The following is a 22,208-nucleotide window of genomic DNA, read 5'->3' as shown; positions in this document are numbered from 1 at the left end:
ATCTCGTCAACCTTGGGCCTTAGTCCGCATGCACGACGGGCGCCGGCCCGCTTTGAGCACGGCGCAGGAACAGGACCAGTGGCGTCACGGCCAGCGTCATTATCAACAACAACTTGAAATCGTTGATGTACGCGATGAGCGTGGCCTGGTGCGTCACCACGCCATTGATGCCGTACAGCCCGGTCTGTGTAGACACATCGAATACTGGATGCGTGCGCGTCGCCAAAGCATACGGAGTGATGTGCTCGGCCAGGCGCGCGTGCATGAACTGCACATTGCGCGTCAACAGTGCGGTAACCACAGCCACACCGATACTGCTGCCGATGTTTCGCAGCAGATTGAAGATGGCGCTTGCCTCGTTACGCTGACTGGGCTCGAGCGTGCCGAACGCGATCGTGGTCAGCGGCACCCAGGTGAAGCCCAGGCCGAAGCCTTGAATCACGCCGCTCCAGATCACCAGGTGGCTATCCATTTGCGGCGAGAAGCTGGTCATCAGCCATAGCGACAGCGCCGTGGTCAGCAGACCGAACGTCAACATGACGCGCGCATCGATCTTGCCGATCACCCGCCCCACGATGATCATCGCCACGAACGTTCCGATGCCGCGCGGCGCGGTGACCAGACCGATGGTCACGACGGGATAGTCGAACAATCCCTCGAGCAGCGGTGGCAGCAGCGCCAACGTCGCCAGCAGCACGATGCCGATCAGAAAGATGAACACCGAGCCGAGTGCGAAATTGCGATCCCTGAACAGGGAGGGACTCAGGAACGGCTGGCGTGCCGTGAGGATGTGCACCAGGAACAGATAGAACGCCACCGCGGCGACCGCCGCTTCGATGATGATCTCGGTGGAGCTGAACCAGTCGAGCAGCTGACCGCGGTCGAGCATCAATTGCAGGCTGCCGATGGCAGTGCTCAGCATCGCAAAGCCAAAGAAGTCGAACGGCGTCCGCCGGCGTTGCGTCTCGTGCATGAATTTCGAGGACGCCAGCATGGCAACCACGCCGAACGGAACATTGATTAGAAACACCCAGCGCCAGCTGTGCATCTCCGTGAGCCAGCCGCCGAGTGCGGGGCCGAGAATCGGGCCGAGCGTCACACCCATGCCCCACATCGCCGTCGCGCGCCCGTGCTGATGTTTCGGATACAGGTCGAGCAGGATGGCCAGCGACAACGGCACCAGGGACGCGCCGGCCACGCCTTGAATGGCGCGATAGAGCACGAGCTCGGTGAGGTTGTGCGCGATACCGCACATCGCCGAGGACACGGTGAACAAGGCGATGGAGAATAAAAATACTTTCTTCCGCCCGACCGGTCCGGTCAGCCAGCCCGCCAGCGGCGTCATGATGGCGGCGCCCACGATATAGGACGTGAGCACCCAACCCATCTGCTCCTGCGTCGCCGACAACGCACCTTGAATGCGCGGCAAGGCAACGTTGGCGATGGTGGTATCCAGCGCCTGCATGACCGAGCCGAGCATCACCGCCAGCACGATCCAGCCGCGATTTCGCAGCTCCTCGGCGCTTGCTGTCGGAACAGAATCGCTCATCGACTGGTCGCTGCGACGGTCTCGGTTTCAGTGTCGGGCGCAGTGTCGGAGCGCAAGCCGAACAAGGTGCGCTGGCGACGCGTGTCGACTTCGACATTCGCGCTCAGACCGGCACGCAGCGGCACGTCCGCGGCCGTCTTCAGTTCCAGCCGCACCGGCAGACGCTGCACGACTTTCACCCAGTTGCCCGAGGCATTCTCGGCGGGCAGCAACGAGAACTCCGCCCCCGTACCCGGGCTCACGCTGACCACAGTGGCAGCGAGCTTGTGACCGGGATATGCATCGATCAGCACTTCGGCCCGCTGCCCCGGTCCCATGTGCGTCAGCTGCACCTCTTTGAAATTTGCCTCGATCCAAATGTTCTGTGAGGACACGAGCGCGAACGCCGGCCTCGCAGCGTTGAGATAGTCGCCCACCTGCAACTGCTCGACTTTGGTGACGATGCCTGCCGCCGGCGCAGTAACCGTCGTGTAGGAGAGATTCAGCTTGGCGCGATCCAAAGCTGCCTGCGCTTGCTGCACGCTCGGATGATTGTCGACTGCGATGGCCGGATCGCCGCCCAGTGTCGCCAGCACCGCAGTGATCTGCGCACGAGCGGCTTCGAGATCCTGATGAGCGGCATCGCGCGCCACCTGCGCCTTCTCGACCTGCGCCTGAGAAGAGATTCCCGGCTCGAGCAGACCCTGCTGCCGGGCCAGTTCTTTGGTCTGATATTCGAGCCGCGCCTGCGCGGAGGAACGATCGGCCAGCCGTTGCTGATAAGTGGCCTTGAGCGATTCGACTTCCAGCTTCGCCGAAGCCAGGCGCGCCTGCGCCTCGTCCACAGCAATGCGAAACGGACGATCGTCCAGACGGAACAACAGATCGCCCTTGTTGACTTGCTGGTTGTCGCGAATGGCCAGCTCGCTGACGCGGCCAGCGACGTTCGCACTGACAGTAATCTGCGCCGCGCGCACATAAGCATCATCAGTGGACTCGTATCGCCCACCGGTCACATAGAAGTACGCGGCGACGGCCACAACCAGCAGCGGGCCGCCAATCATCAAGGGCCGGCGCAGCTTGCTGGGAGCCGGTTCATTGTCAGCAGCATCGGACACGGCGCTGGCAGGATCGGACACGGAATCGTTCATCGGTTGCGGGGAACTCATGGAATCACTGCGCCTTCTTGCGGATTGGCAACGCCGCCGGCTCAGCCTTGGAGACCAGCAGGTTTTGATACGCGTGCTCGAGCAGGCTCATCAGTTGATTGCGCTGCTCGGCGCTCAGGCCGGCGAGCGCTTCTGCACGCATCTGCGCCGACATCTTGTCGATCTGCTCCAGAACCGGCTTCGCGCCGGCCGTCACATACAGCGTGCGGGCCCGGCGATCGTTGGGATCCGGCCGTCGCTCCACCCAGCCATCGCTCTCCATGCGGTCGAGGATGCGCACCAGAGTCATGGGCTCGATCTCGGCCAGCTCGGCCAGCCGCTTCTGACTGATGCCCTCGTTGCGTGCCAGGTTGAACAGCGCCTTGCATTGAGGCAGCGTCAATGACAGCTCCTGCGCCAAGGCTTCGAAGCGCTTGGTGTACAGGCGCTCGAGGTTCTTCAGGACGAACCCGAAGTTCCGGATGCGATCCACGGGCAACTCCGCAAACGAGGGGATGGCCGCCCGACAGGGGCGGCTGGATAGTAGCGAACTATATAGTCATCGCTGAGATAGTATCAAGTGTTATTATCGCAACCGTGAAGCAATCCTCTGCCTTCACGAGGCAGGAATCACGTCAAGGCGAGGTCAATTGCACCCTGATGTCGGTAGTCGCCGCGGTCCTGCCGCTGGAGCTACCGCAAGCGCCGCCGTTGTCGCAATCCCACACATCGATGACATGCGTCCCCGCCTCCCTCAAGGGAAACGCGATCGCGCCCTGGGCACTGTCTGCGGACCCGACCAGACGTCCCTGGCGATAGACGAATGCCATCGAGCGTTTGCCGAGAGCGCTGGCGAGGGACAATCGCACGGTCTGCGGCTGCTCCAAGTCGAAACGCAGGAAGCGGTGGATGCCCAGCTTGTTGCTCGGGCCCGCGCTGTTGCTTTCAATGCGGAAATCGACACTGCTACGTACAGTGACGGGTGCGCCGCCCAGAATGATGGGACTGTAAACCGGCAACACGCCCGGGGAGCCAGCATCGTTTGTCTCGGTGCTGCCGAACTCATCGTTCACGGGCTGGATGCCGTAAGGGTATGTGAGCGTATCGATGTCCGCGCTCACGTCGGCCCGCTGACGCTTGAGCGTGGCGACGAACGAAAAGATGGTGGTCAGCGCCGGGGTCGATCGTTGCTCGACCAACGCGTTCCAGAGCGGCTGCCATCCCAGCGCGACAGCATCGTCGGTTTCGTTGGCCGCATCGTACAAATCCCAAAGCAGTTCTCCCACAGCCACCTCGGAGTACCACCCCCGAGCGGCACCCGTTTCCAGATCGCGCTGGGTGCCCATGTGCGTCGTCCCGGTGATATCGCGTGCGATCACCGAGAAGGCTGTCGCAAAGCCTTCGCTGAACGCGTTGCGAGGATCGAGAAATACCTCGGAAAAATGTTCGCCCCCGCGCGAGTCGTTGCGAGCCAATGCTTCCTGCAGGTAATGGCCGAACTCATGGAGCACGACATCCGGGTCGAACTCATGCAGGTCGATGGCCAGCGTGCCACGCAATGAAATCATTCGCGTGGGGGCGCGGGCATAGAACGTGCTGCCGCCACCACGCGGTGCTGCAGCGTTCCAGTCGAGGTCGAGCGGCGGAAACTCCGCTGCAGGCGCCACGGCAAGAACGGTGGTGTAGCCGAGATAAATCGAATCCAGGATGGTGAAAGCGCCGGACGCTTGCGGTCCGATGACCTCGCCGCTCGCAGACCATCCGGAAGGAATGCTCACATCCGCCGGCGTACCCGCTACGTCAGCGACGAATACGTCGCCGTCGAACCAATATGGATCGCCGGCGCCCGGCACATCCCGCACCTCGAAGCGCCATCGTGGCAGGCTGTGATCCTGCTCCATGCTGGCATGGACACGGATGAAGAGCGGCTCGTTGGGCGGCACCTCGACGGAGTAAGCGCCAGATGCATCGGTGCTCGCGGTTGCAACGATCGTCTGCGACTGCGCAGCGATGACTTCGAGGCGCAGTCCCCTGCTCGGCTCGAACGCCTGACGCGCAAAATCAGAAAACACCACAGTGGAAGTCGCTGGGACACGCTGATGACGCACGACGCCGCTGACGGATGCGGTGGCAGTCACCGGCAGCACCGTGATCGTCACTTCATCGGGTGCGCTGTCGGCGCCGAATCCATCGGTTACGACGAGCTGAAGAACCAGCGCTGTCGGCCGGTCCACCGTCGGTGCCACAAAGGATGTGATTGCAGCTGCAGAATCGACCAGCACCACCTCCGGGCCTGCGACCTGTTGCCACCGCTGAGTCAGGATGGGCCCCTCGGCATCGCGGCTGTGAGTGCCACGCAGCGCGACGCGTACGCCCGGCAACACGGCACGATCCGGGCCCGCGTCGGCCACCGGCAATTGATTGGCTGCAATGCGTACCGTTCTCGAGGTGCTGCCGCCCGGACCATTGCAGGTCAAAGTAAATTCGGTGGTTGCGTTCAGCGCGCCTGTGGTTTCGCTCCCGCTCGTCGGGCGCGCACCGCTCCAGGCACCGCTCGCCATACAACTCGTGGCATCGACCGTCTGCCATTGCAGCGCGGTTGCACCGCCGACGTTGACGAACAACGGCTCGGAACCAAACGTCACAGTGGGTGGAGGCTGTGACGGCGTGCGATCGCCCCCACCGCCATTGCCGCCGCAGCCGTGCAAGAAACCGAGAGCAGAAAGAAGGAGAACGCAGCGTTTTGTTATGTTCTCAATTGCTGAATCGGCCATCCCTGAACCCTGGTCTCTACGGCGTCCGCAGGATGCCACATCGAATTCGACCTCACCAGGACGCCCGTGGCGAAGATCGTGAAAGTATGTGACGAGCGCGGCGCGTCAGCTGCCCTTGGCGGCAGTCTGACGCGCCCTGAGGAGAAGCTAGGGCGTCGAGGGCGTCGAGGGCGTCGGCGTTGAGGTCGACGTCGTCACGGTGATGACGCCATAAGCGCCATCTGCTTCATCGTTCGGTCCGGCGGCCCAGAACAGCGAGTTGGTTGGCTGTTCCTCGACGCCATTGCCGAACTGCATGCCCCACAGACCGTCCACGACGAGGGGCTGATTGTTTGCTCCATTCAGACTGCCCAGCGCTCTGCCGGTGCGCGGGTCGTAGCCATGGATCTTGCCGTCGCCGAGGTTGCCGATCAGCAAGGCGCCGCCAAGAGAACCGAAACTGGCGGGCGCCAGCGCGATGCCCCAAGGTGCATTTTCCAGAGGGGCCATTTCGAAGCGATGCGGCGGATCAGATTTCCTTGCGGATCGAACACATTGACGATGCCCAGGCCCGCGCCATGCACCTCCTCGGCGCTGCCCGCCTCCTCCTGTTTCGCATAGGTCACATAGATATCACCGCCGATGGCCTGGATGCCGAAGGGCGCATAGTTCTCGGGCAGCTTCGGATCGTTAAAACCGCCAGGCACATCGACCGACTTGAAGGTACCGTCGAACACGTCGATGCGCGCCTGGCTGAAGTTGGCCGCGTATAGCAGATGGGTGGTACCGTCGCCGCTGAGCGTCAGCCCGGTGTAAGCCGCCTTCTGGCCCGAGTTATCCACCACCGTGATGGCGTTCGTGGCATTCACGTTGGGTGCCCAGCCCGCGATCGTTCCCTGGCCGGTGGCAAATAGAAATCGGGCCGGCCCATTGGTGGTGCCACTGTTGACGACGAAGTCCATCCCTGCGCTGAACACGATGCCGGTTGGATTGGAGGGGGCGCCGCCGACCCCGGGGATGGTCACGACCAGGTCTTGCGGCTCCCCGTTACCGTCGAACAGCAGCGCTTTGCCGGTCCCCTCGGCATTCACCCACACGTATGCCGTCGGGTTAAATGCCACGCCCCAGCCATTGATCAGATTAGAATCGGTGAAGTTCGCGGACATGCCGCCGTTGGAAACCAGCACCTTCGATTGATATGTACTGTTACTGTTCCCGCCAGAATCGTCTTGCGCGATGGCGGGAATGGTTAGCAGCGTCAACACGGCGCATGCCAAGCCTGACCAAGGTAATTTAGCTGTGCTCATGGGAGTTGCCCTGTGCAGGAGTGATCGATGGAGCACGCATCGTGAAGCGTGCTGATGTGAGTACCGCACGGTGCAGTCGCGGTTCACCATCCGGGCCGCAGGTAAGGCGCTGGATCAGGGAGCTTGATGCACAGGTCAAGCGTTGTGCGGAAACACTGTAGGAGAATGTGGAGGCGACATGCGAGCAAAGACATCGACAAAAAAGACCACGACGACGAAAGCCCCCTCTCACAAGGCCAAGGGCAAGAGCAAGAGCAAAGCCAAGGCCAGCTGGGCGGACACCATGAAGCAGGCCTTGGAAAAACGACAGAGCGGCGGCGGATTCCCCAAACAACCGAAGCCGCGCGATTCGAGCGTTCATCCATTGCGGAAGAACGCTTTCTGAGATTGGCGAGAGCGCCCAGCGCTCTCACAGCTTGACGTTGATCCCTGCCAGATAGAAACGGCCGAGCGGGCTGTCGCTCATTGCGAAGCCGTCGCGAAGGCCTGCGCGCGTGCCATTGCCGGAGTACGCGCCATTGGGTGCGTCGGCATTGAACACGTTCTGGACGTTCACGTAGTACTCCATGGTCATTGCGCCCGTTCGATGCTGGTAGGCGACATTGATGTTGGTGGTCGCGAACGACTCGACATGGTTGCTGACCCAGGACTGGGTGGGATCGCCGCCCAGATCCATGGCATTGCGCCAGCGCTGCATGAGATCGACCGTGAAGTTCTCGACCGGCTGGAATCTCACCAGGCCGGTCAGACGCACGCTCGGGCTTGCAGCCGCGCCGAGCGGGCCGAAGCCGACGCCGCCCTGATCGGTGACCGGCAGATTCGGCTGTCGATAATAGATGTGCGGCTGGTACGCGCCGAGGAAACGAATCGCGAGCGGCCGATCGAACAGGGTGCTGTTCCAGTTCACTTCCAGATCGGCGCCATAAGTTTCGATCTCGGAAATATTCAGCCACACGTTGTACCAGGCCGTCACGGCATTGGCGGCCGAGGTATCGGTGAATCCGTTCGGCCGATCCTGCAGTTCGCAATAAGGCGACGTGCCGCCGCTGGCATAGCACTGGTTCTGGAACGCCGTCGTCGCGCCGTTCACCTGCGTGATCGCATCCGAAACAACGATGCGATAGCCGTCCAGCGCCACGCTCAGCTCCGGCATCGGTCGCCACACAAATCCTGCAGTCACCGTGTTGCCGATCTCCGCGGTCAGAATCTGATTGGATCGATCGCGCGACTGCACGCGCGGCGACGTGCCCGTCAGCAGATCGGTCGGCTGCACATAGACGAAATTGTCCGGCGCATACAGATCGCTCAGCGTTGGCGCGCGAATGTCGCGTGAGCGGGTCGCACGGAATCGCAGCGAGTCGAGAACTTGCCAGTCGACGCCGAACTTCCAGGTCCAGTAGTCGCCGCTGGTGTTGTAGCTCGTGTAACGGCCGGCGGCGCTGAGATTCACCGAATCCTTTACCAGCGGCACGCCAAACTCGAGCGCGGTCTCCCAAACGTTCTGGCTGACCTTGGGCACGTCGGCGAACGACTGGATCCAGATCGGATCGCCGTCGCGACAGTTATTGAAGCGAATACCGAGGCCCGCACAGTTCAGCACATTCGAGGGCTCGCCATCGCTCTCGCCCTCGAAGGACTGGTCACGATATTCGGCCGACAGCGCCACGTTCACCGGGCCCGCCCAGTTGTCGAACGGCGAGCCACTGATGTAAGCCGAGACATCGCTCATGTTCGTCTCGCCCGCGAAACGCGTCGGCTGCATGACGTAGTCAAACGCCGCCGCATTGGCCGCGGTCGGCCCGAAGACATTGAGCGGAACGCAGTCTTGGCCGAGCGACGGATTGGTCAAGGTGATGTTGCAAACGATGTTGCCACCGGAATCTCGCACCGCATCGAGTGCGTACGCCAGACGCTGCGCATTTACGTTCCGGCCAAGCGCGGTCTCCAGCTGAGTCGTGCCGAACACATAGCTCACGCCCCAGTCATACTCGCCGAGCGATCCTTTCAAGCCCGCGGTGTACACGCGCTGGTCGGACTCCGAATTGGACTCGAAGCGCGGACCGGTTTGCAGCAACCCGGTCATGCGGAATGTCGCCTGGCCGGCAGCCTGCATCGCCGCCTGATAGGTCGGGCTCAGAAAAGCGTTCTGAGCGCTGAAATTGCGGTCGTACAGCAAGTATTCGCCAAAGACTTCGTTGCTCTTGATGTTGCCGGCGATCTGCACGTAGCCCTGCAGGCGATCGGTGAAGTCGAATTGGAAGCGACCGAAGTACTGATGCCCTTCCATCGGCGCGAGCAACGACGAATCGTAGTAGCCACCTCCTCCGCCGATCTGCAAGCCGTTGGTACCCGTCGGTGTGCCGGCAGCGAATGGGCTCAGCACGCCATCACTGCTGAAGGTTTGGTTCGTATATATGCCGCTGCGAATCAGACCACCGAACGGATACTGGGCCTGCCGCAGGTCGCTATACATCTCATAAGGATTCTGCGCCGAGCCGGGACTCGGTGCGCCGGGCACCGAGCCGGCCACGCCGACCAGATTCATATAGGGACGGTCGGAGCGCGACGCAATGCCCTCTTCCTTACGATACTCGTAACTGGCTTCGATATGGCCCCGGCCATCGAACAGTGCCGTGCCTGCCGCAATCGCCGCGTTGTATTTGTTCGCATCGCCATAGTCCGAAACACCGCCATTGACGCGCGTTTCGAGGCCCTGGAATTTCTTGTTGAGGATGTAGTTGACGACGCCGCTGATCGCATCGGAGCCGTAGACTGCGGAGACGCCGCCGGTCACCGTATCCACTCGTTGCACCAGCATCTGGGGGATCAGATCGACGTCGACGATGCCATTGATCAACGTCGGCGGCACGCGCAAACCGTCGAGCAACACCAGCGTGCGAATCGCACCGACGTTGCGCAGGTTGAGCTGATTGGCCGACGCGTTGCCTGCCGACACGGTGCCCGTCGAAGTCGGGTTGCTGCCCGAGCCGCGCGATCCCGAAAACACCGGCAGGATGTTGAGCGCGTCGGCCAACGTTCCGGGCTGCGCTGCGAGCACCTCTTGCGTCGAAACGACCGTGACCGGCGTCGGGCTGTAGTCGCCATTGGTGATGACGCGCGACCCCGTGACCGTCACCTCTTCGAGGGCAGGCGCGTCATTCTGGGCCTGCGCATGAGTCAACGTGGAAACCATGCCTGCTCCGCCGGCGATCAGCATGGCAGCGATGCGACGATCCATTGTTATCCCCCATTGTCATAGGCGCGCTCGCCATGAGGCGAGGCTACGTTTTATCGGATCGCATTCTGCCTTTCGCAGCGATCCGTGGAGGAAACAGATACGTGCCCGGAGCGATTAGTTTTTGCTGGGTGGCTCGCTCGTCAATAGATTTTCAAGCCGCCGAACCTTTTGCGGAGACGACGCGCGAGCATTTGATAGCCACCGGCAAAACTCGCGGCGCCGACCAACAGCATTGCGACCAGCCAGCCCATGACACCGGTTGGTGCGGTGGTCGGAAAAGCAGCTGCTTGCATCGGAGCAGCGGGCATCTCGGTGATCGTTTCACCCTGCGGCGGTGGTGACGCGACAGGCGCGACGACTCGTGCTTGCAGCTCACTCACTTGTCCACGCAGCGTGGTGTTCTCTTTCTTCAGCTGCGCAATCTCTTCTAACGATGCTTTGTCCACGCGGGGTGCGGGAGTCGGCTGCTGACGTTGCAACTCACGCAGGCGAACGATCGCGGGCGCATCGCTCGTCAGATAGCTCGCCCCCACCCAACCTTCGCGCCCCTCTGCCAAGCGCACCCGGACCAGGTTGCCGGCACGCTCCAATTCCTCGACCGCATCGCCTGTCTGAATGGTGGCGATGCGATCGCTGCCCTGATCGGGCTCGGAATAAACATTCAACACCAGCTTGTCGGAGACGAAACGTTGCTGCGGGGCCGGTTCAGCAGCCGCCGCCGTTTCGACCGTTGATGTTTCCTGCGCAACGCCGCTGAGCGGCAATGTTGTCGCAATCACCAGACAGTAGATCGCCGCTGAATTTTTCATATCAGCGGATGTTTTCAGAGTTGCCGGACGCGGGCAACCGCCGCAAGCTGAACGGAGTTCCGTACTCCGTCAGCTCATGTCAAAAGTTTGAACCGGATCGCAGCGCGTGGACTCACCGGAGCGAACGCAGCTTGAACGCGCCGAGGATTTGCAGCATGCCGTAGACCATTGCACCCGCGCCAATCCACCATGCGGCAACGACCAGCCCGGTCAGCGGACTCATGAAGAAGAGTACGCCGAGGATGATGCTGAGCACGCCGCTAAGCGCGATCAACCATTCTCCCTTGATCTCCTCGCGCACCTTGATGGCGACGACAATGCGATAGATGCCGGCGACGATCAGCCATGCGGCGAGGAACAGCAACAAGGTGCCCGCCATGGTCACCGGATTCATCACGGCCATGATGCCGAACAGAATCGATAGCACCGCATACAGCGCCACCCAACCTTTGGGCACTCCAACTTTGTTGCTGAAAGCGGCAAACAAGCTCACGAGGCCCTCCGCGAGCGCCAGCACGCCGATCGCCCACACCAACGCGGTGGCGGCCGACAACGGCCGCGCGAGCGCGAACAAACCGAAGATCACACCCAGGATGCCGTACAACAACAACATCCACCAGCTACGGCCGACCAAGGGAAACAAGCCCGGTACCGATTCCCGTTCCAATGTGCTCATGTTCATCTCCTCATCAGAGATTCACGTCGATCTGCCGCGAGGGACTCCTGGCACTCCGATTTCGCACTCCAACGCGGCACGATCCCATTTGCCACACACCGCCGCCGCTTCATAAGTCGATTGCAGGAAGCTCAGCAGTTCCGCGGCAGGGTCTTTCGCCGTACGCACGCGCTCGTACGGCAATACAAACTCGCCCAGCGCTTCGTTGAATTGGGCCGCCTGCGGTTGCACGCGATAGTCCTTGAAACCGGGTGGCGGCGGATAGGCATAGGAATAAAACGATGCGTCGATGCCGGCGCTGCCGGGCCAGAAACCGGCGCTACTCACCTCGTGCGAGTACGCTTCCTGCATCACATCCTGACGCAAGCCCGGCGCCTTGCCGGTGAACAGCGGTGCCGTCTTGCCTGAGAAACGCGTCACCGCCAGATCGAAGCTGCCCCAGAAGAAGTGCACCGGGCTGCTCTTGCCGAGAAAGCTGGTCCGGAATTTCTTGAATACTTGATCGACCTGGCGCAGCACCTGCGCAAAGCGCTCCACGTACTGCCGATCGTAGGAGGCGTGAGTGTGATCGCGAGAGAATGGAATCCCGTCGGGAATCTCGCTCGGCAGATCGTCGATCTCGATATGAATCCCAACCGAGTCGAGCTCCCGGAACACAGCCGTGTAAAAGTCTGCAACCGACATGGGGCGTAGCGCGATCCGACGTGTCTGGCCATCGCTCACATCGATATCGAGATGATGTTCCCGCAGATCGAAACTCAGCTCGAAGGTGCGATTGCCATCCGGGATCGGTGAGGTCGTCAGGCCGCGGGTGGTCACGAAAAACGTCACCTGCCAGCCATGGTTGAGCCACGGCGCGCGCGCCAGTCGGATCTTGCCGACAATCTGCGTCCACAGATGCAGCGTCGTACAGGTGTCCTGCCACTCTGCGTAGGGCAATTCCGGCCACGGATCCAGACTCATGGGAAGCACGCCTCAGAGCGGGTCTAGGTGGCGAGCATCTTCCGGCCGTGGACGGTGCCACGGCAAGTCAGGGTTGCCCTCCCTGCGGCTGTGGGCAGGCACTCGTTCACCACGCCTGGATCCCACAACCAGGCACCTGCCCACGGTGCCGTTATCTATGCTGCGTGTGAAGCCTGTCGACGCGCGCGCACGGCGCCTGCGAGCTGTTCCAGGATCTGCACGGAGGTCTGCCAGTCGACGCAGCCATCCGTGATGCTCTGGCCATATTCCAGTGCCTTGCCCGGCAGCAGATCCTGACGGCCCGCTTTCAAATGACTCTCCACCATCACACCGCTGATCCGGCGCTCCCCGGCCTCGATGCGCCTGGCGATATCGGCGATGACCAGCGGCTGATTCTCGGGTTTCTTCGAGCTGTTGCCATGGCTCACGTCGATCATCACGCGCGCCGGCAGCTTGGCCGAGTCGAGTTGCCTGCACACTGAATCGATGTTGGCCGAATCGTAATTCGGCTCCTTGCCGCCGCGCAGAATCACGTGACAATCGCCGTTGCCGCTGGTGGTGGCGATGGCGCTGTGACCCTGTTTGGTCACGGCCAGGAAATGATGCGGGAACGATGCCGCCTGCACCGCGTCGATCGCGATCTTCACATTGCCGTCGGTGCCGTTCTTGAAGCCGACCGGACACGACAGGCCCGAGGTCATTTCACGATGCACCTGACTCTCGGTGGTGCGTGCGCCGATCGCTCCCCAGGTGACCAGATCGCCGATGTACTGCGGCGTGATGATGTCGAGGAATTCGCAGCCGGCCGGCAGGCCCAGATCGTTGATGTCTCGCAACAGCTGGCGGGCAATGCGCAGGCCGCGGTTGATGTTGAAACTGCCGTCGAGATCGGGATCGTTGATCAGCCCCTTCCAGCCCACCGTGGTGCGCGGCTTCTCGAAATACACGCGCATGACGATTTCCAATTCACCCTGGAAGCGCTGCCGCTGTTCCCGCAGCAGGTGCGCGTAGTCCATCGCCGCTTTCGTATCGTGAATCGAGCAAGGCCCGATGACGACAGCGAGCCGGTCGCTGCGGCCGTGCACGATGTCCTGCATCGCTCTGCGGCCCTGCTCGATGGTGGCAGCCGCGGTCTCGCTACAGGGGTGCTCGCTCATCACCTGATGAGGAGTAACCAGTTCGCGGATTTCACGAATTCTTAGGTCGTCGATACGGGCGTTCACAGGGGCTCCAGGGGGCTTGCCGGCGGCGCAAAAAAAAACCGCCAGTTTTGCTGGCGGTTTTCTGAGTGACTCGGTTTCGATTCAGTCAAACGAGCTCAGTCCGTCCGCCAGTGGTTGGATAGGTAAAGTAGAACCAATAGCGGGCGAAAGAAAATTGCATGGGCAGATTGATAACACAGGGATATTGACCTGCGCAACTGGCGGATTCTCAATCTGTAAGGAGATGCGACGCTGACCGGACTGATGGCCGGGTCCTGGAGGCGTAGCATAGCGCTTCCCTCTCACAGGAGCCGCGCCATGGCTGCAACGCAATCCACGATGCTCGAGCTCGGCACAGCCGCGCCGGACTTTCGACTGCCCAGCTTCGACGGCAAGGTGACCGCGCTCGATGACTTCCGGGACGCGCGAGGGTTGGTGGTCGCCTTCATTTGCAGTCACTGCCCGTTCGTCAAACACATCCGCGACGAGTTCGCGCGCTTCGCTCGTGACTATCAACCGAAGGGCATCGCGGTCGTGGCGATCAATTCGAACGACATCCAGGCCTACCCTGCCGATGGGCCGGCCGGCATGTCCGCAGAAGCGAGCAGTGCGGGCTATACGTTTCCCTACCTGCTCGATGAGACCCAGGCAGTCGCCAAGGCCTATCGAGCAGCGTGTACGCCGGATCTGTTCCTGTTCGACGCACAGCGCAAGCTGGTCTATCGCGGCCAGTTCGACGACAGCCGCCCCGGCAAAGGATCGCCGACCGGCGCCGATCTGCGTGCCGCGTCCGATGCCCTGCTCAACGGCACCGGCGTGCCGAAGGATCAGAAGCCGAGCATTGGCTGCAATATCAAATGGAAGAAATGAGGTTGCGGCGAGTCAGACTGCAAACTTACGGCGCCCCCGCTCGGCCGACATGCGGTGAGTGCCTGCCAACGCAGTGCTACGCGTCCGAATGGTTTTCATGAACAACCATTCGCCGGTGATCCGCTGCGGAGTGATATCGATCATCATGTAGCCGCGTTGACTGGTATCGGCCCAAGCCAGTTCGGCATTCGTGGTGATGAAGGCACGAGCGACATCTTTGGGAGCCACGCCCAGCTGCCCCTCGATGCCCGGAGACGTCACGCTCTGACTCGCGAACTCGATCCCCGCAGGCCGTCCGTCCTCGGCCAGTGCATATGCCCAGGCATTGTGACTATCGCCTGACAGCATCACCAGATCCGCATCCGCCTGCTGAGCGGATTTCAGCAGGCGCGAACGAGCGGCGGGATAGCCGTCCCAGCGATCCATCCACATCGGCACGCCGAGTTTGGAACCACGCACATTTCTCTTTGAACGCGTCCCAACGACGCGCGCTCCCGCTTTCGGGGGCGCACCCCCAAATCGGGGTGCCACGTCCGGCATCAAGGTGCGTCCCATGATGGTTGCCATGCCGACCATCTGCCAGATGGAAGCAGAGGCATTTGCGCTTTTGAATTTTCCTGCGCGAGCCACGCTTTTCCTTTGCGTCGAAGCCAGAGCCAAGCATCGTTGCAGCCGGATCGCGCCAAACTCCATCACGGAACGCGCGCAGCGCTGCGTCGGGATCGCTGGCTTTGTGTGCGTTCGACAGCTCCGAGTATGCCGGCCGCGTACGCGCGAACACACGTGATTCAGTACGATACAGAGTGGCAAGCGTACCGATCGAATACGCCTTCCAAGGCTCCTCCGAAACCGGCATCCACTCACGATAGGCCTGAATCGAGGCGGCGCGACGGATGCTCCAATCCCCTTCGGACTTGGGCTGGTGATTCTGCGCACCGCCTTCCCAACTGTCGTTGGCGCTGTCATGGTCATCCCATAACGCCACCATCGGCGCCCGCTGATGCAGCCTCTGCAGATCCGGATCGGCGCGATAACAGGCAAGCCGCAGGCGATAGTCGGCCAGGCTGATCATCTCGTGATCGTGCGCGGGCATGACCTCTCGTCCAGCGACGAGGTGTTTCTCCCCGTACACAGCAAGCGCGTACTCGTAGACGTAATCGCCGACGTGCAACCACAGGTCGAGATCGTCACGCGCGGCCGCATGCGCGTAGGCATTGAACCAACCTATCGGCAGATTCGAACAAGAGAACACGCCCAACCCGAAACGATCGACGGCGCCGACCGGCAATGTCCTGGTGCGTCCCACCGGCGACTTGGAACCATCGGCCGCGATGAATCGATACCAGTAGGTCGTTCGAGGTTGCAGGCCGTTGACGGTGAGCTTCACCGTCCAGTCGCGATACTCGCCGGTGCGCACACTGCCGCCCGATACAACGCGCGTGAACTCGGGATCCAACGCGACTTCCGCATCCACACGAACTTCATCGACGTCCGCCGCCGGCACATAGCGAGTCCACAGCAGCATGGAGTCGGCACCCGGCTCGCCGCTGGCGACGTTGTGCGTGAAGCCCTTCGCTGCCAACATTGCTTCGGCAAGACTGCGCCCGATGGGCAGCAGCAACGCGCCCAAGCCCAGCGCGCCTCCGACGACGAGACGCCGGCGATCTATGTTCACAGTCATCGTGCCTGTTCCGAAGTCACGGGAATAAAAGGCTGGTTGGCATCTCCTGTCCATCGCATCAACGTGAGATCCGCACTCTGGGCGCCTTTACCGCCCGAGTTCACCGACAGATAAAAGAGCTGCTGGCCGACTGGCTGAAATCCCACATCGGCCTTCTGATTCCAGCCGCGCACGCCCGTCGCAGCATCCCTCAAGCCGTCATCGGCCAACGTGAGCAGTTGCCCTTGTTCCCACCCCTTACCGTCGCGATGAGGCACACCGACCAGGAAGCCCGCCTTCGGTGGCGTACGTGCATCGACCGCAAACAGCAAATAATTCGGGAACGATGGCTTCTTGCCCTGGTAGACGCCCAGGAACCAACGTTGCAACGAATCGTCGTAAGAAAGGTTCTGCACGCCCCACGTCGTGTTACCGGTGCGCACGAAGTACTTTCCTTGCAGAGTGTCGGGGCCGCTGCGGTGGGGAGCCGCTTCGTTCAGCGGCCTGGCGTGTTTGCTCCAATCGTTGATGTCGTACTGGAGCAGTACTTGATGGTCGTTGTCGTCGCGCCCCGGATCGCCGTAAACACCGTACGCAACGGTGAGCAAGCGAGGACCATCGACATGACCGAATGCGGGACCGAAGCCAACGCCATCGATGCCGGAGCAACCGTAACGATGACTGCGCTTGCCGTCGATATCGGCGGCGAAGTCCCTGGTCACTTCCGGAAGATAGACCGTGCGGAAAATCTCGGCCTTGCTCGCCTCGATGCCGACGCGATCGAGGCGTTCTGCATCGATCACCGCAATGTAGAACGCCTGATCCTTGCCGTATTCCAGCGAGCCGTAAACCTTGCCGTCGGCTGGATTGAAGTCGAGGTCGCCGAGATGACCGGTCCAGCCCACCAGCGTGCCGACCAGCTGGCCGCTGAAATCGTATTTCGCGAGCAGATTGGTGAAGGAGTAATAGATATAGCCGCCCTGCACGTCCACGGCGATGCCTTGCACGTGACCTGAATTCCAGGTGCCGCCGTTCTGATGAAGCGGCAATCGGGGCGCGTGTGTGGCGACGGGTTCAGCCGCCGCCACACACGTCGAGATCAGCAGCGCGGCGGCTGCGACAAAAGTACGGACCATCAGAACGTGACCTTCACGCCGAGGTTCCACATCGAGCCGTACACGGTGTACTGCTGACGACGGCTCTCGATATTGGAGTAGATGATGTCGGGCGCATTGAAGATGTTGCGGCCGGCGAGCTGCACTTCGAGGTTGTCTCCATACTTGTAGCTCGCGCTGATGTTCCAGAGATCGCGCGAGGTGTGATACAGGATGCCGTTGTTTGCCGTGGTCGGCGTATTGCTCAGCGCGCTGACGCGATACTTGGACTGATAGTTGCCGTTGACCTTGAAATCGAACGGACCGTAGCTGTAGCCCACACCGAAGTTGGCCGCACGCTCCGGCGTATTCACTCGCTCGCCGTCCGGCTTGACCCGCGTGACCGAGCCAAACACGCTCAGCCCCTTGAGCGCGCCCGGCAGGAACGTCATCTGCTGGCTGTATTCGAGCGTCAGGCCCTCGTTGGTGCTGGTGCCGGACACGTTCTGCGCGCTGCGGAAGGTGTAGGCGGAATAGTCATCGGGACCGAAGCCCGCGTCCTGCGGATCGATCGTCAGGCCGGCCACCTGCATGTCCTTGATGTCGAGCTTGTAGTAGGACACGCCCACGATGCCGGAGGGCTCGAGGAAATATTGCAGACTCGCGTAGTACTTGGTGGCGCGCTCCGGCTGCAGTTCCGGGTTCGGCACCGTGACGATCTGGGTGTCTTCGTTGATCGATACTACGCCGCCGAGGTTGCCATAGTCGGGACGCAGAATAGCCTGGCTGAAAGCGAGTTGACCGACCAGGTTCTTGGTGAAGTCATACTTGACGCCACCGCTCAGGAACCAGTCGTCGTATTCGCCGTGACGCTTGGAATACGTGCCATTGTAGTACTGATACAGCAGCCCCTCGACCGTGCTGGTCGACAGTCCGGCCGCGGCCACTTCGGCCGCGGTGCGAACCTCTGCAACCTGCGCCGCCGTCTTGGTCTTCTCGTAACGCACGCCCAGGTTGAAGCGAGCATCGCCGACGCGAGTCTCACCTTCGAGATAGGCAGCCTGGACGTCTTCCTGAACCTGCTTGTCGTTGTCCAGCTTGCGCTTCAGGTTGCCGACGGTGTCGGGCACGAAATATTCGGGGTGCGCCTGGTAGATCTGATAAACGGCATAGTTATTGTCGGCGCGCCAGTTCTGCGCGTTCATGTTGCCGGCGTTGAAACCGTTGATCGCGAAGTTGTAATGCTGGGTCCAGGGAATGACGGCCGCGGGGTCCTGCTGCGTCAGATCGCCATTCGGGCCGACATACTGGAACTGCTGCCACGAGCCTTCGTTGGTGCGCCAATCGTTCTTGCGGCTGCCCACGCCGGTCATGAAGGTCACCGGCAGATCGCCGAAGGTGAGCTGCTTCTTCAGATCCAGTTTGGCGCCGTACTGCTCGTTGATGGCATCGGACTCGGAGGTCCGGATGTTGTTGCCGATGTCGTGGTCACGATTGAAGTTCCTGGGATCGCTCCAGTCGCGCCCGGCAGTCTGTGTCAGCGTCCAGGCATTCGAATCCGACGACGGGCGGTCGAGCGTGAAGCCGATGCCGGTCAACCAGCTGTCGGTGCGCACGAAGAAGCCGTCGCTGTTGTCGCGAAAGTTGAATTCGGAGCGCGAATAGGTGGGCATCAGCGTGACTTCCGTCGTGTCGCCTTTGAATTCCAGTCGCGGGGCGATCGTGTACGTCGGCGTGCGGGCATAACGATGCGAATATTCGGTTCGCAGGCGTGTGTTGGTCCCGTCGGGATTCACGACGATGTGAGTCGGCGTGGAATCCGGCGTGGCATAGGACTGCGAGGCCGTACCGAAGTACAGATAGGTGTACTGGTTGAAGTACTCGACGTCGTACAACGAATAGGTGCTGCGCAGAGCGAACACCAGCTCATCGGTAATCTGATAGTCGGCACTCAGGTTGGCGGCCGTGCGGCTGGTCATCTTCGGACCGGGGCGCCACATGAGGCGATAAGGCATGACGCGTCCATCGGGGAGATACGACCAGTCGGTCTGGGCACGATCCTGCTGCACGTAGTTGGCGTTGTAGCTGGTGTTGAACGCGATGCCCAGGCGCCCGTCCAGGAAGATGTCGCCGTAGCCGAACTGCGCCGACGGATAGATGGTCGAATGCTTCTTGTCGTCCGGGAAGTACTTGCGCGAGGACGTGGAGTCGGACGTGCCGACGCCGCCAAGCTGCAGGACCACTTCGCGGCCGGCGCGATCGAAGGCGTACTTGCTGCGCAGGTTGATCTGACCGCCCGGCGAGTCGGCATCCATGCGGGCCGTGAGCGTGTTGCTGAGCTCGATGGCCTCGATGCCGGTGATCGACATTTGTTCGAAGGAGTTCTGGCGGCCGTCGTTGTTGTTGGAGGTCGCGGTGGCCATGCGGGCACCGTCGACGGTGAACGTCGAGTACTTCGGAGCGAGACCGCCGATACGCACGGCAGTCGCGTCCACCTCCGTGTAGTCCAGCGACAGGCCGGGCATGAACCTCATGAACTCGCCCACGTCGCCCATGGTGAGCGCGCCGAAGTTGTCGGCGGGGACCACGTTCTTCGCATTCATGGCGGCGCGACGCTCCATCAGGGCGCTCGCCTGGCCATCGCGCTTCGCGGTAACGATGACCATGTTGAGCTCGTCCGCCTCGCCGCCAGCATCGGTGTACGAAGGCACGCGCAGCTCGACATCGAGCGTGACGATCTGATCGGCAACCACGGTGACTGCGGCTTGCGACTCTTGCAGGCCCGTGTATCTGACGACCACCGTGATTTCGCCGGCAGGCACGCCGTTGAGCCGGAAATTGCCGCCGCTCTCGGAGTAAGTAACGATCGTCGTGCCTTGGACACGGATCTCGGCATTGCGCACGTACTCACCGGTCGCCTTGTTGAGCACGCGACCGCGCACGCCGCCGGTGCCCGCCTGCTGCGCCGACCGCGTACGCACGGTGGTGCCGCCGGCCTGCTCCAGCAAAATCACATTGCCTTCATCGGACTTGATGGTCAGGTCGGTGCCCGCCAGCAATGTGCGCAAGGCTTCGCGCGCATCCATCTCGCCAGCAATCGCCGGCGTGTCGATTCCTTCCAACGAACCCGCGGGCGCAATGATTTGCACCTGTGCCTGACGAGCCAATTCCGGAATCGCAGTGACCGCGGACTGCGCAGGCACTTCGAATCTGCGCTGTTGCGCATTGGCGTGAGGAGCAGCGGCCAATGCAGCGGCGATGGCACTGGCCAACAGGACATTCTTGTAACGATTCATCGACAGCGTTCTCAACATGCGTGTAGCGAGGTTGAGAACAGAGAGCGCTGATGAACGATTTTCCGTCAGCCTGTCAAAAAAGATTCAAAGTCGCGCCTCACTGAGCGCGCGCAATGACGATTCGATCGTCCTCCTGTCGCACTTCGGCGCCGAAGACTTCCGCGACGGCGCGACTGAACCCGAGGGGATTGTTGACAGTAAACAGCCCCGTGACCGGCACCTGCGCCAGATCCGGATCCGCGATCACGATCGGTGTATCGCTGTAGCGCGCATAGACCGCCACGGCTTCCGCCAATGTCTCGCCCTGCAGGGCAATCTTTCCTTCGCGCCAGGCCAGCTCACGCCCGAGCTGTCCGAGCGAGAGTGCCTGCAGCTGCCAGCCTTGTTCTTGGTCTTCGAGCAGCGACGCGCCGGTGTTCGCCGCGAGCGGAATCGTTGGCTGATTGTCTTCAGCCAGCACGACACGACCGTCTTGCACCAGCACCTGGGCGGGCTGATCTTTCAACTTGCGGACCACGAAGGTCGCCGCCGCCCCTTCCAGCTGCTTGCCATCGACTTCAACCAACGTCGACGCGGCACCGGCGCCTTCGATCAGCACTTCACCGCGCAGGACGCGGATTCGCCGCCGTCCGTCGGCGTCGTAAATCTTGATCTGGGTATCGGTGTTCAGTGTCACCGTGGTGCCATCTCCCAGTGGCACAGTACGCATCTCGCCTTTGGCCGTCGCATAGGCCGTAGGCATCTGCAGTGTTGCCACCAGCATCACGACGACCACGAGCGAAGCGGCCAGCGCCCCGCTCCACTTCATCATGGGTCGTCGACGCTCGACCCGAGCGGGAGGCGGCTCGGTTGGCGGAGGTGCGGATTGAAAGTTCTCCGGATCGTAGTGCGGGCCCAGCGCACGCGCGGATTCACTACGCAGCCACAGCGCCTTGGCACGAATGAAGGCGCCGCGTCGGCGTCGATCCCCTGCCAACCAGTCCTGCAACGCTTCGACTTCACTGGCGGTGAGCGGCGCACGATCGGCCCGAACCACCCATTCGGCAGCGATTCGCTCAATGTCCTGGCTGGTTTCGCGCTCTTGCACCGGCTCGCCTTTGTTCACGTTTCATCTTGTTAGAGCTTTTGGCGGGTGGGTTTCCGCCACCGGCGAACCAATCTGCCAACCAGCGCAGTCCCCGCACGATGTGCTTCTCGACGGTGTTTTCGGAAAGGCCCATGTGCGAAGCGATCTCTCGCTGCGACAGGCCCCTGACCCGGCGTAGGACGAATGCCTCGCGCGTTTGCCCCGGCATGGTGGCGATGACTTCGGCCAGCTGGCGCAGATCGTCATGCGCGATCACCCTTTGCTCGGGAGTCGCCGCGTCATCGGGCAAGTCCAGCAGCCCGAGATCTTCGACGGCGAGGATGGGCACGATCCGCGCCCGGCGAATACTGCGAACCACCAAGGAATGGGCCACCTGAAACAGGTAGGCGCGCGGGTTCAGGATGTCGTCGACGCGCTCGCGCTCGGCCAGGAGGGCGTAGCTCTCCTGCACTATGTCATCAACATCGAATGCCGCAGGTGCGCGCCGGCGTGCCAGCCAGCCTCGGAGCGCTGCCTCATGCGGCAGGATGTGATGCATGAACCAGCGCGCTCGCTCGTCATCGTCCAGAGGGAATTC

General features: G+C 61.8%; 18 protein-coding genes and 1 pseudogene. 2 read left to right on the top strand and 17 right to left on the bottom strand.

The genetic code is table 11. The annotated features are described in order from the left end of the window. Window positions 1-19: 19 nt before the first annotated feature. From D0550_RS21135 to D0550_RS36450, 6 genes are all read right to left on the bottom strand, one after another. Window positions 20-1,549: a DHA2 family efflux MFS transporter permease subunit gene (locus D0550_RS21135; protein ID WP_206606448.1), complete on the bottom strand. Its 1,530-nt coding sequence runs from the start codon at window positions 1,547-1,549 to the stop codon at window positions 20-22. After that, the gene (locus tag D0550_RS21130; RefSeq protein WP_206606447.1) at window positions 1,546-2,697 is read right to left on the bottom strand and encodes an HlyD family secretion protein; all 1,152 of its coding nucleotides are present in this window, start codon (window positions 2,695-2,697) and stop codon (window positions 1,546-1,548) included. The genes D0550_RS21135 and D0550_RS21130 overlap by 4 nt, the downstream gene beginning before the upstream one ends. Window positions 2,698-2,701: 4 nt before the next feature. Continuing rightward, a complete protein-coding gene (locus D0550_RS21125; protein WP_161965959.1) occupies window positions 2,702-3,169 on the bottom strand; it encodes a MarR family winged helix-turn-helix transcriptional regulator in 468 nt (155 codons plus the stop codon). Between the two features lie 142 nt (window positions 3,170-3,311). Beyond that, complete coding sequence (locus tag D0550_RS21120; protein WP_116811167.1) at window positions 3,312-5,321, bottom strand: PKD domain-containing protein; 2,010 nt, start codon at window positions 5,319-5,321, stop codon at window positions 3,312-3,314. Between the two features lie 276 nt (window positions 5,322-5,597). Further along, a complete protein-coding gene (locus D0550_RS36455) occupies window positions 5,598-5,939 on the bottom strand; it encodes a TIGR03118 family protein (RefSeq protein WP_206606446.1) in 342 nt (113 codons plus the stop codon). Next, entirely contained in the window at window positions 5,861-6,736 is an 876-nt protein-coding gene (locus D0550_RS36450; RefSeq protein WP_206606445.1) for a TIGR03118 family protein, read from the bottom strand. The genes D0550_RS36455 and D0550_RS36450 overlap by 79 nt, the downstream gene beginning before the upstream one ends. Before the next feature lie 178 nt (window positions 6,737-6,914). On the opposite strand from D0550_RS36450, the gene D0550_RS21110 reads away from it, so the two are divergent. Further along, window positions 6,915-7,121 (top strand): hypothetical protein, encoded by a 207-nt coding sequence (locus D0550_RS21110; RefSeq protein ID WP_116811166.1) that lies wholly within the window; start codon window positions 6,915-6,917, stop codon window positions 7,119-7,121. A 24-nt stretch (window positions 7,122-7,145) separates the two neighbouring features. Here D0550_RS21110 and D0550_RS21105 read toward each other — a convergent pair whose 3' ends face one another. The 5 genes from D0550_RS21105 to D0550_RS21085 form a co-directional block, all read right to left on the bottom strand. After that, the gene (locus D0550_RS21105; protein WP_116811165.1) at window positions 7,146-9,974 is read right to left on the bottom strand and encodes a TonB-dependent receptor domain-containing protein; all 2,829 of its coding nucleotides are present in this window, start codon (window positions 9,972-9,974) and stop codon (window positions 7,146-7,148) included. Window positions 9,975-10,114: 140 nt separating this feature from the next. Beyond that, on the bottom strand, window positions 10,115-10,783 hold the full coding sequence (locus tag D0550_RS21100; protein ID WP_116811164.1) for an SH3 domain-containing protein: 669 nt from the start codon (window positions 10,781-10,783) through the stop codon (window positions 10,115-10,117). Between the two features lie 112 nt (window positions 10,784-10,895). Beyond that, window positions 10,896-11,459 (bottom strand): HdeD family acid-resistance protein, encoded by a 564-nt coding sequence (locus D0550_RS21095; protein WP_116811205.1) that lies wholly within the window; start codon window positions 11,457-11,459, stop codon window positions 10,896-10,898. Window positions 11,460-11,480: 21 nt separating this feature from the next. After that, on the bottom strand, window positions 11,481-12,422 hold the full coding sequence (locus tag D0550_RS21090) for a DUF5996 family protein (protein ID WP_116811163.1): 942 nt from the start codon (window positions 12,420-12,422) through the stop codon (window positions 11,481-11,483). 155 nt (window positions 12,423-12,577) lie between these two features. Beyond that, window positions 12,578-13,645, bottom strand: a complete 1,068-nt coding sequence (locus D0550_RS21085; protein WP_116811162.1) for a 3-deoxy-7-phosphoheptulonate synthase — start codon at window positions 13,643-13,645, stop codon at window positions 12,578-12,580. A gap of 297 nt (window positions 13,646-13,942) precedes the next feature. On the opposite strand from D0550_RS21085, the gene D0550_RS21080 reads away from it, so the two are divergent. Continuing rightward, on the top strand, window positions 13,943-14,494 hold the full coding sequence (locus D0550_RS21080) for a thioredoxin family protein (protein ID WP_116811161.1): 552 nt from the start codon (window positions 13,943-13,945) through the stop codon (window positions 14,492-14,494). A gap of 12 nt (window positions 14,495-14,506) precedes the next feature. On the opposite strand, the gene D0550_RS36445 is transcribed toward D0550_RS21080, so the two are convergent. The 6 genes and pseudogenes from D0550_RS36445 to D0550_RS21055 all read right to left on the bottom strand — a co-directional run bounded on the left by D0550_RS36445 (window position 14,507) and on the right by D0550_RS21055 (window position 22,169). Further along, window positions 14,507-15,034: an alkaline phosphatase D family protein gene (locus D0550_RS36445; RefSeq protein WP_275129266.1), complete on the bottom strand. Its 528-nt coding sequence runs from the start codon at window positions 15,032-15,034 to the stop codon at window positions 14,507-14,509. Between the two features lie 175 nt (window positions 15,035-15,209). Beyond that, window positions 15,210-16,019: pseudogene (locus D0550_RS36440) on the bottom strand (alkaline phosphatase D family protein); the annotation flags it as partial. A 152-nt stretch (window positions 16,020-16,171) separates the two neighbouring features. After that, on the bottom strand, window positions 16,172-17,290 hold the full coding sequence (locus D0550_RS21070) for a YncE family protein (RefSeq protein WP_116811160.1): 1,119 nt from the start codon (window positions 17,288-17,290) through the stop codon (window positions 16,172-16,174). Then, window positions 17,290-20,544 carry a carboxypeptidase regulatory-like domain-containing protein gene (locus D0550_RS21065; protein WP_116811204.1) on the bottom strand — a complete coding sequence of 1,085 codons (3,255 nt, stop codon included), beginning with the start codon at window positions 20,542-20,544 and terminating at the stop codon, window positions 17,290-17,292. The genes D0550_RS21070 and D0550_RS21065 overlap by 1 nt, the downstream gene beginning before the upstream one ends. 97 nt (window positions 20,545-20,641) lie before the next feature. Continuing rightward, complete coding sequence (locus D0550_RS21060; protein ID WP_116811159.1) at window positions 20,642-21,649, bottom strand: FecR family protein; 1,008 nt, start codon at window positions 21,647-21,649, stop codon at window positions 20,642-20,644. Beyond that, the gene (locus D0550_RS21055) at window positions 21,600-22,169 is read right to left on the bottom strand and encodes an RNA polymerase sigma factor (RefSeq protein ID WP_116811158.1); all 570 of its coding nucleotides are present in this window, start codon (window positions 22,167-22,169) and stop codon (window positions 21,600-21,602) included. Before D0550_RS21055 ends, D0550_RS21060 begins: the two co-directional genes overlap by 50 nt. Between the last annotated feature and the right edge of the window lie 39 nt (window positions 22,170-22,208).

The sequence above is a fragment of the Steroidobacter cummioxidans genome, from assembly GCF_003104955.1.
Note: the sequence above shows the minus strand (reverse complement) of the source record. Positions and strands in the feature narration are given on the sequence as shown.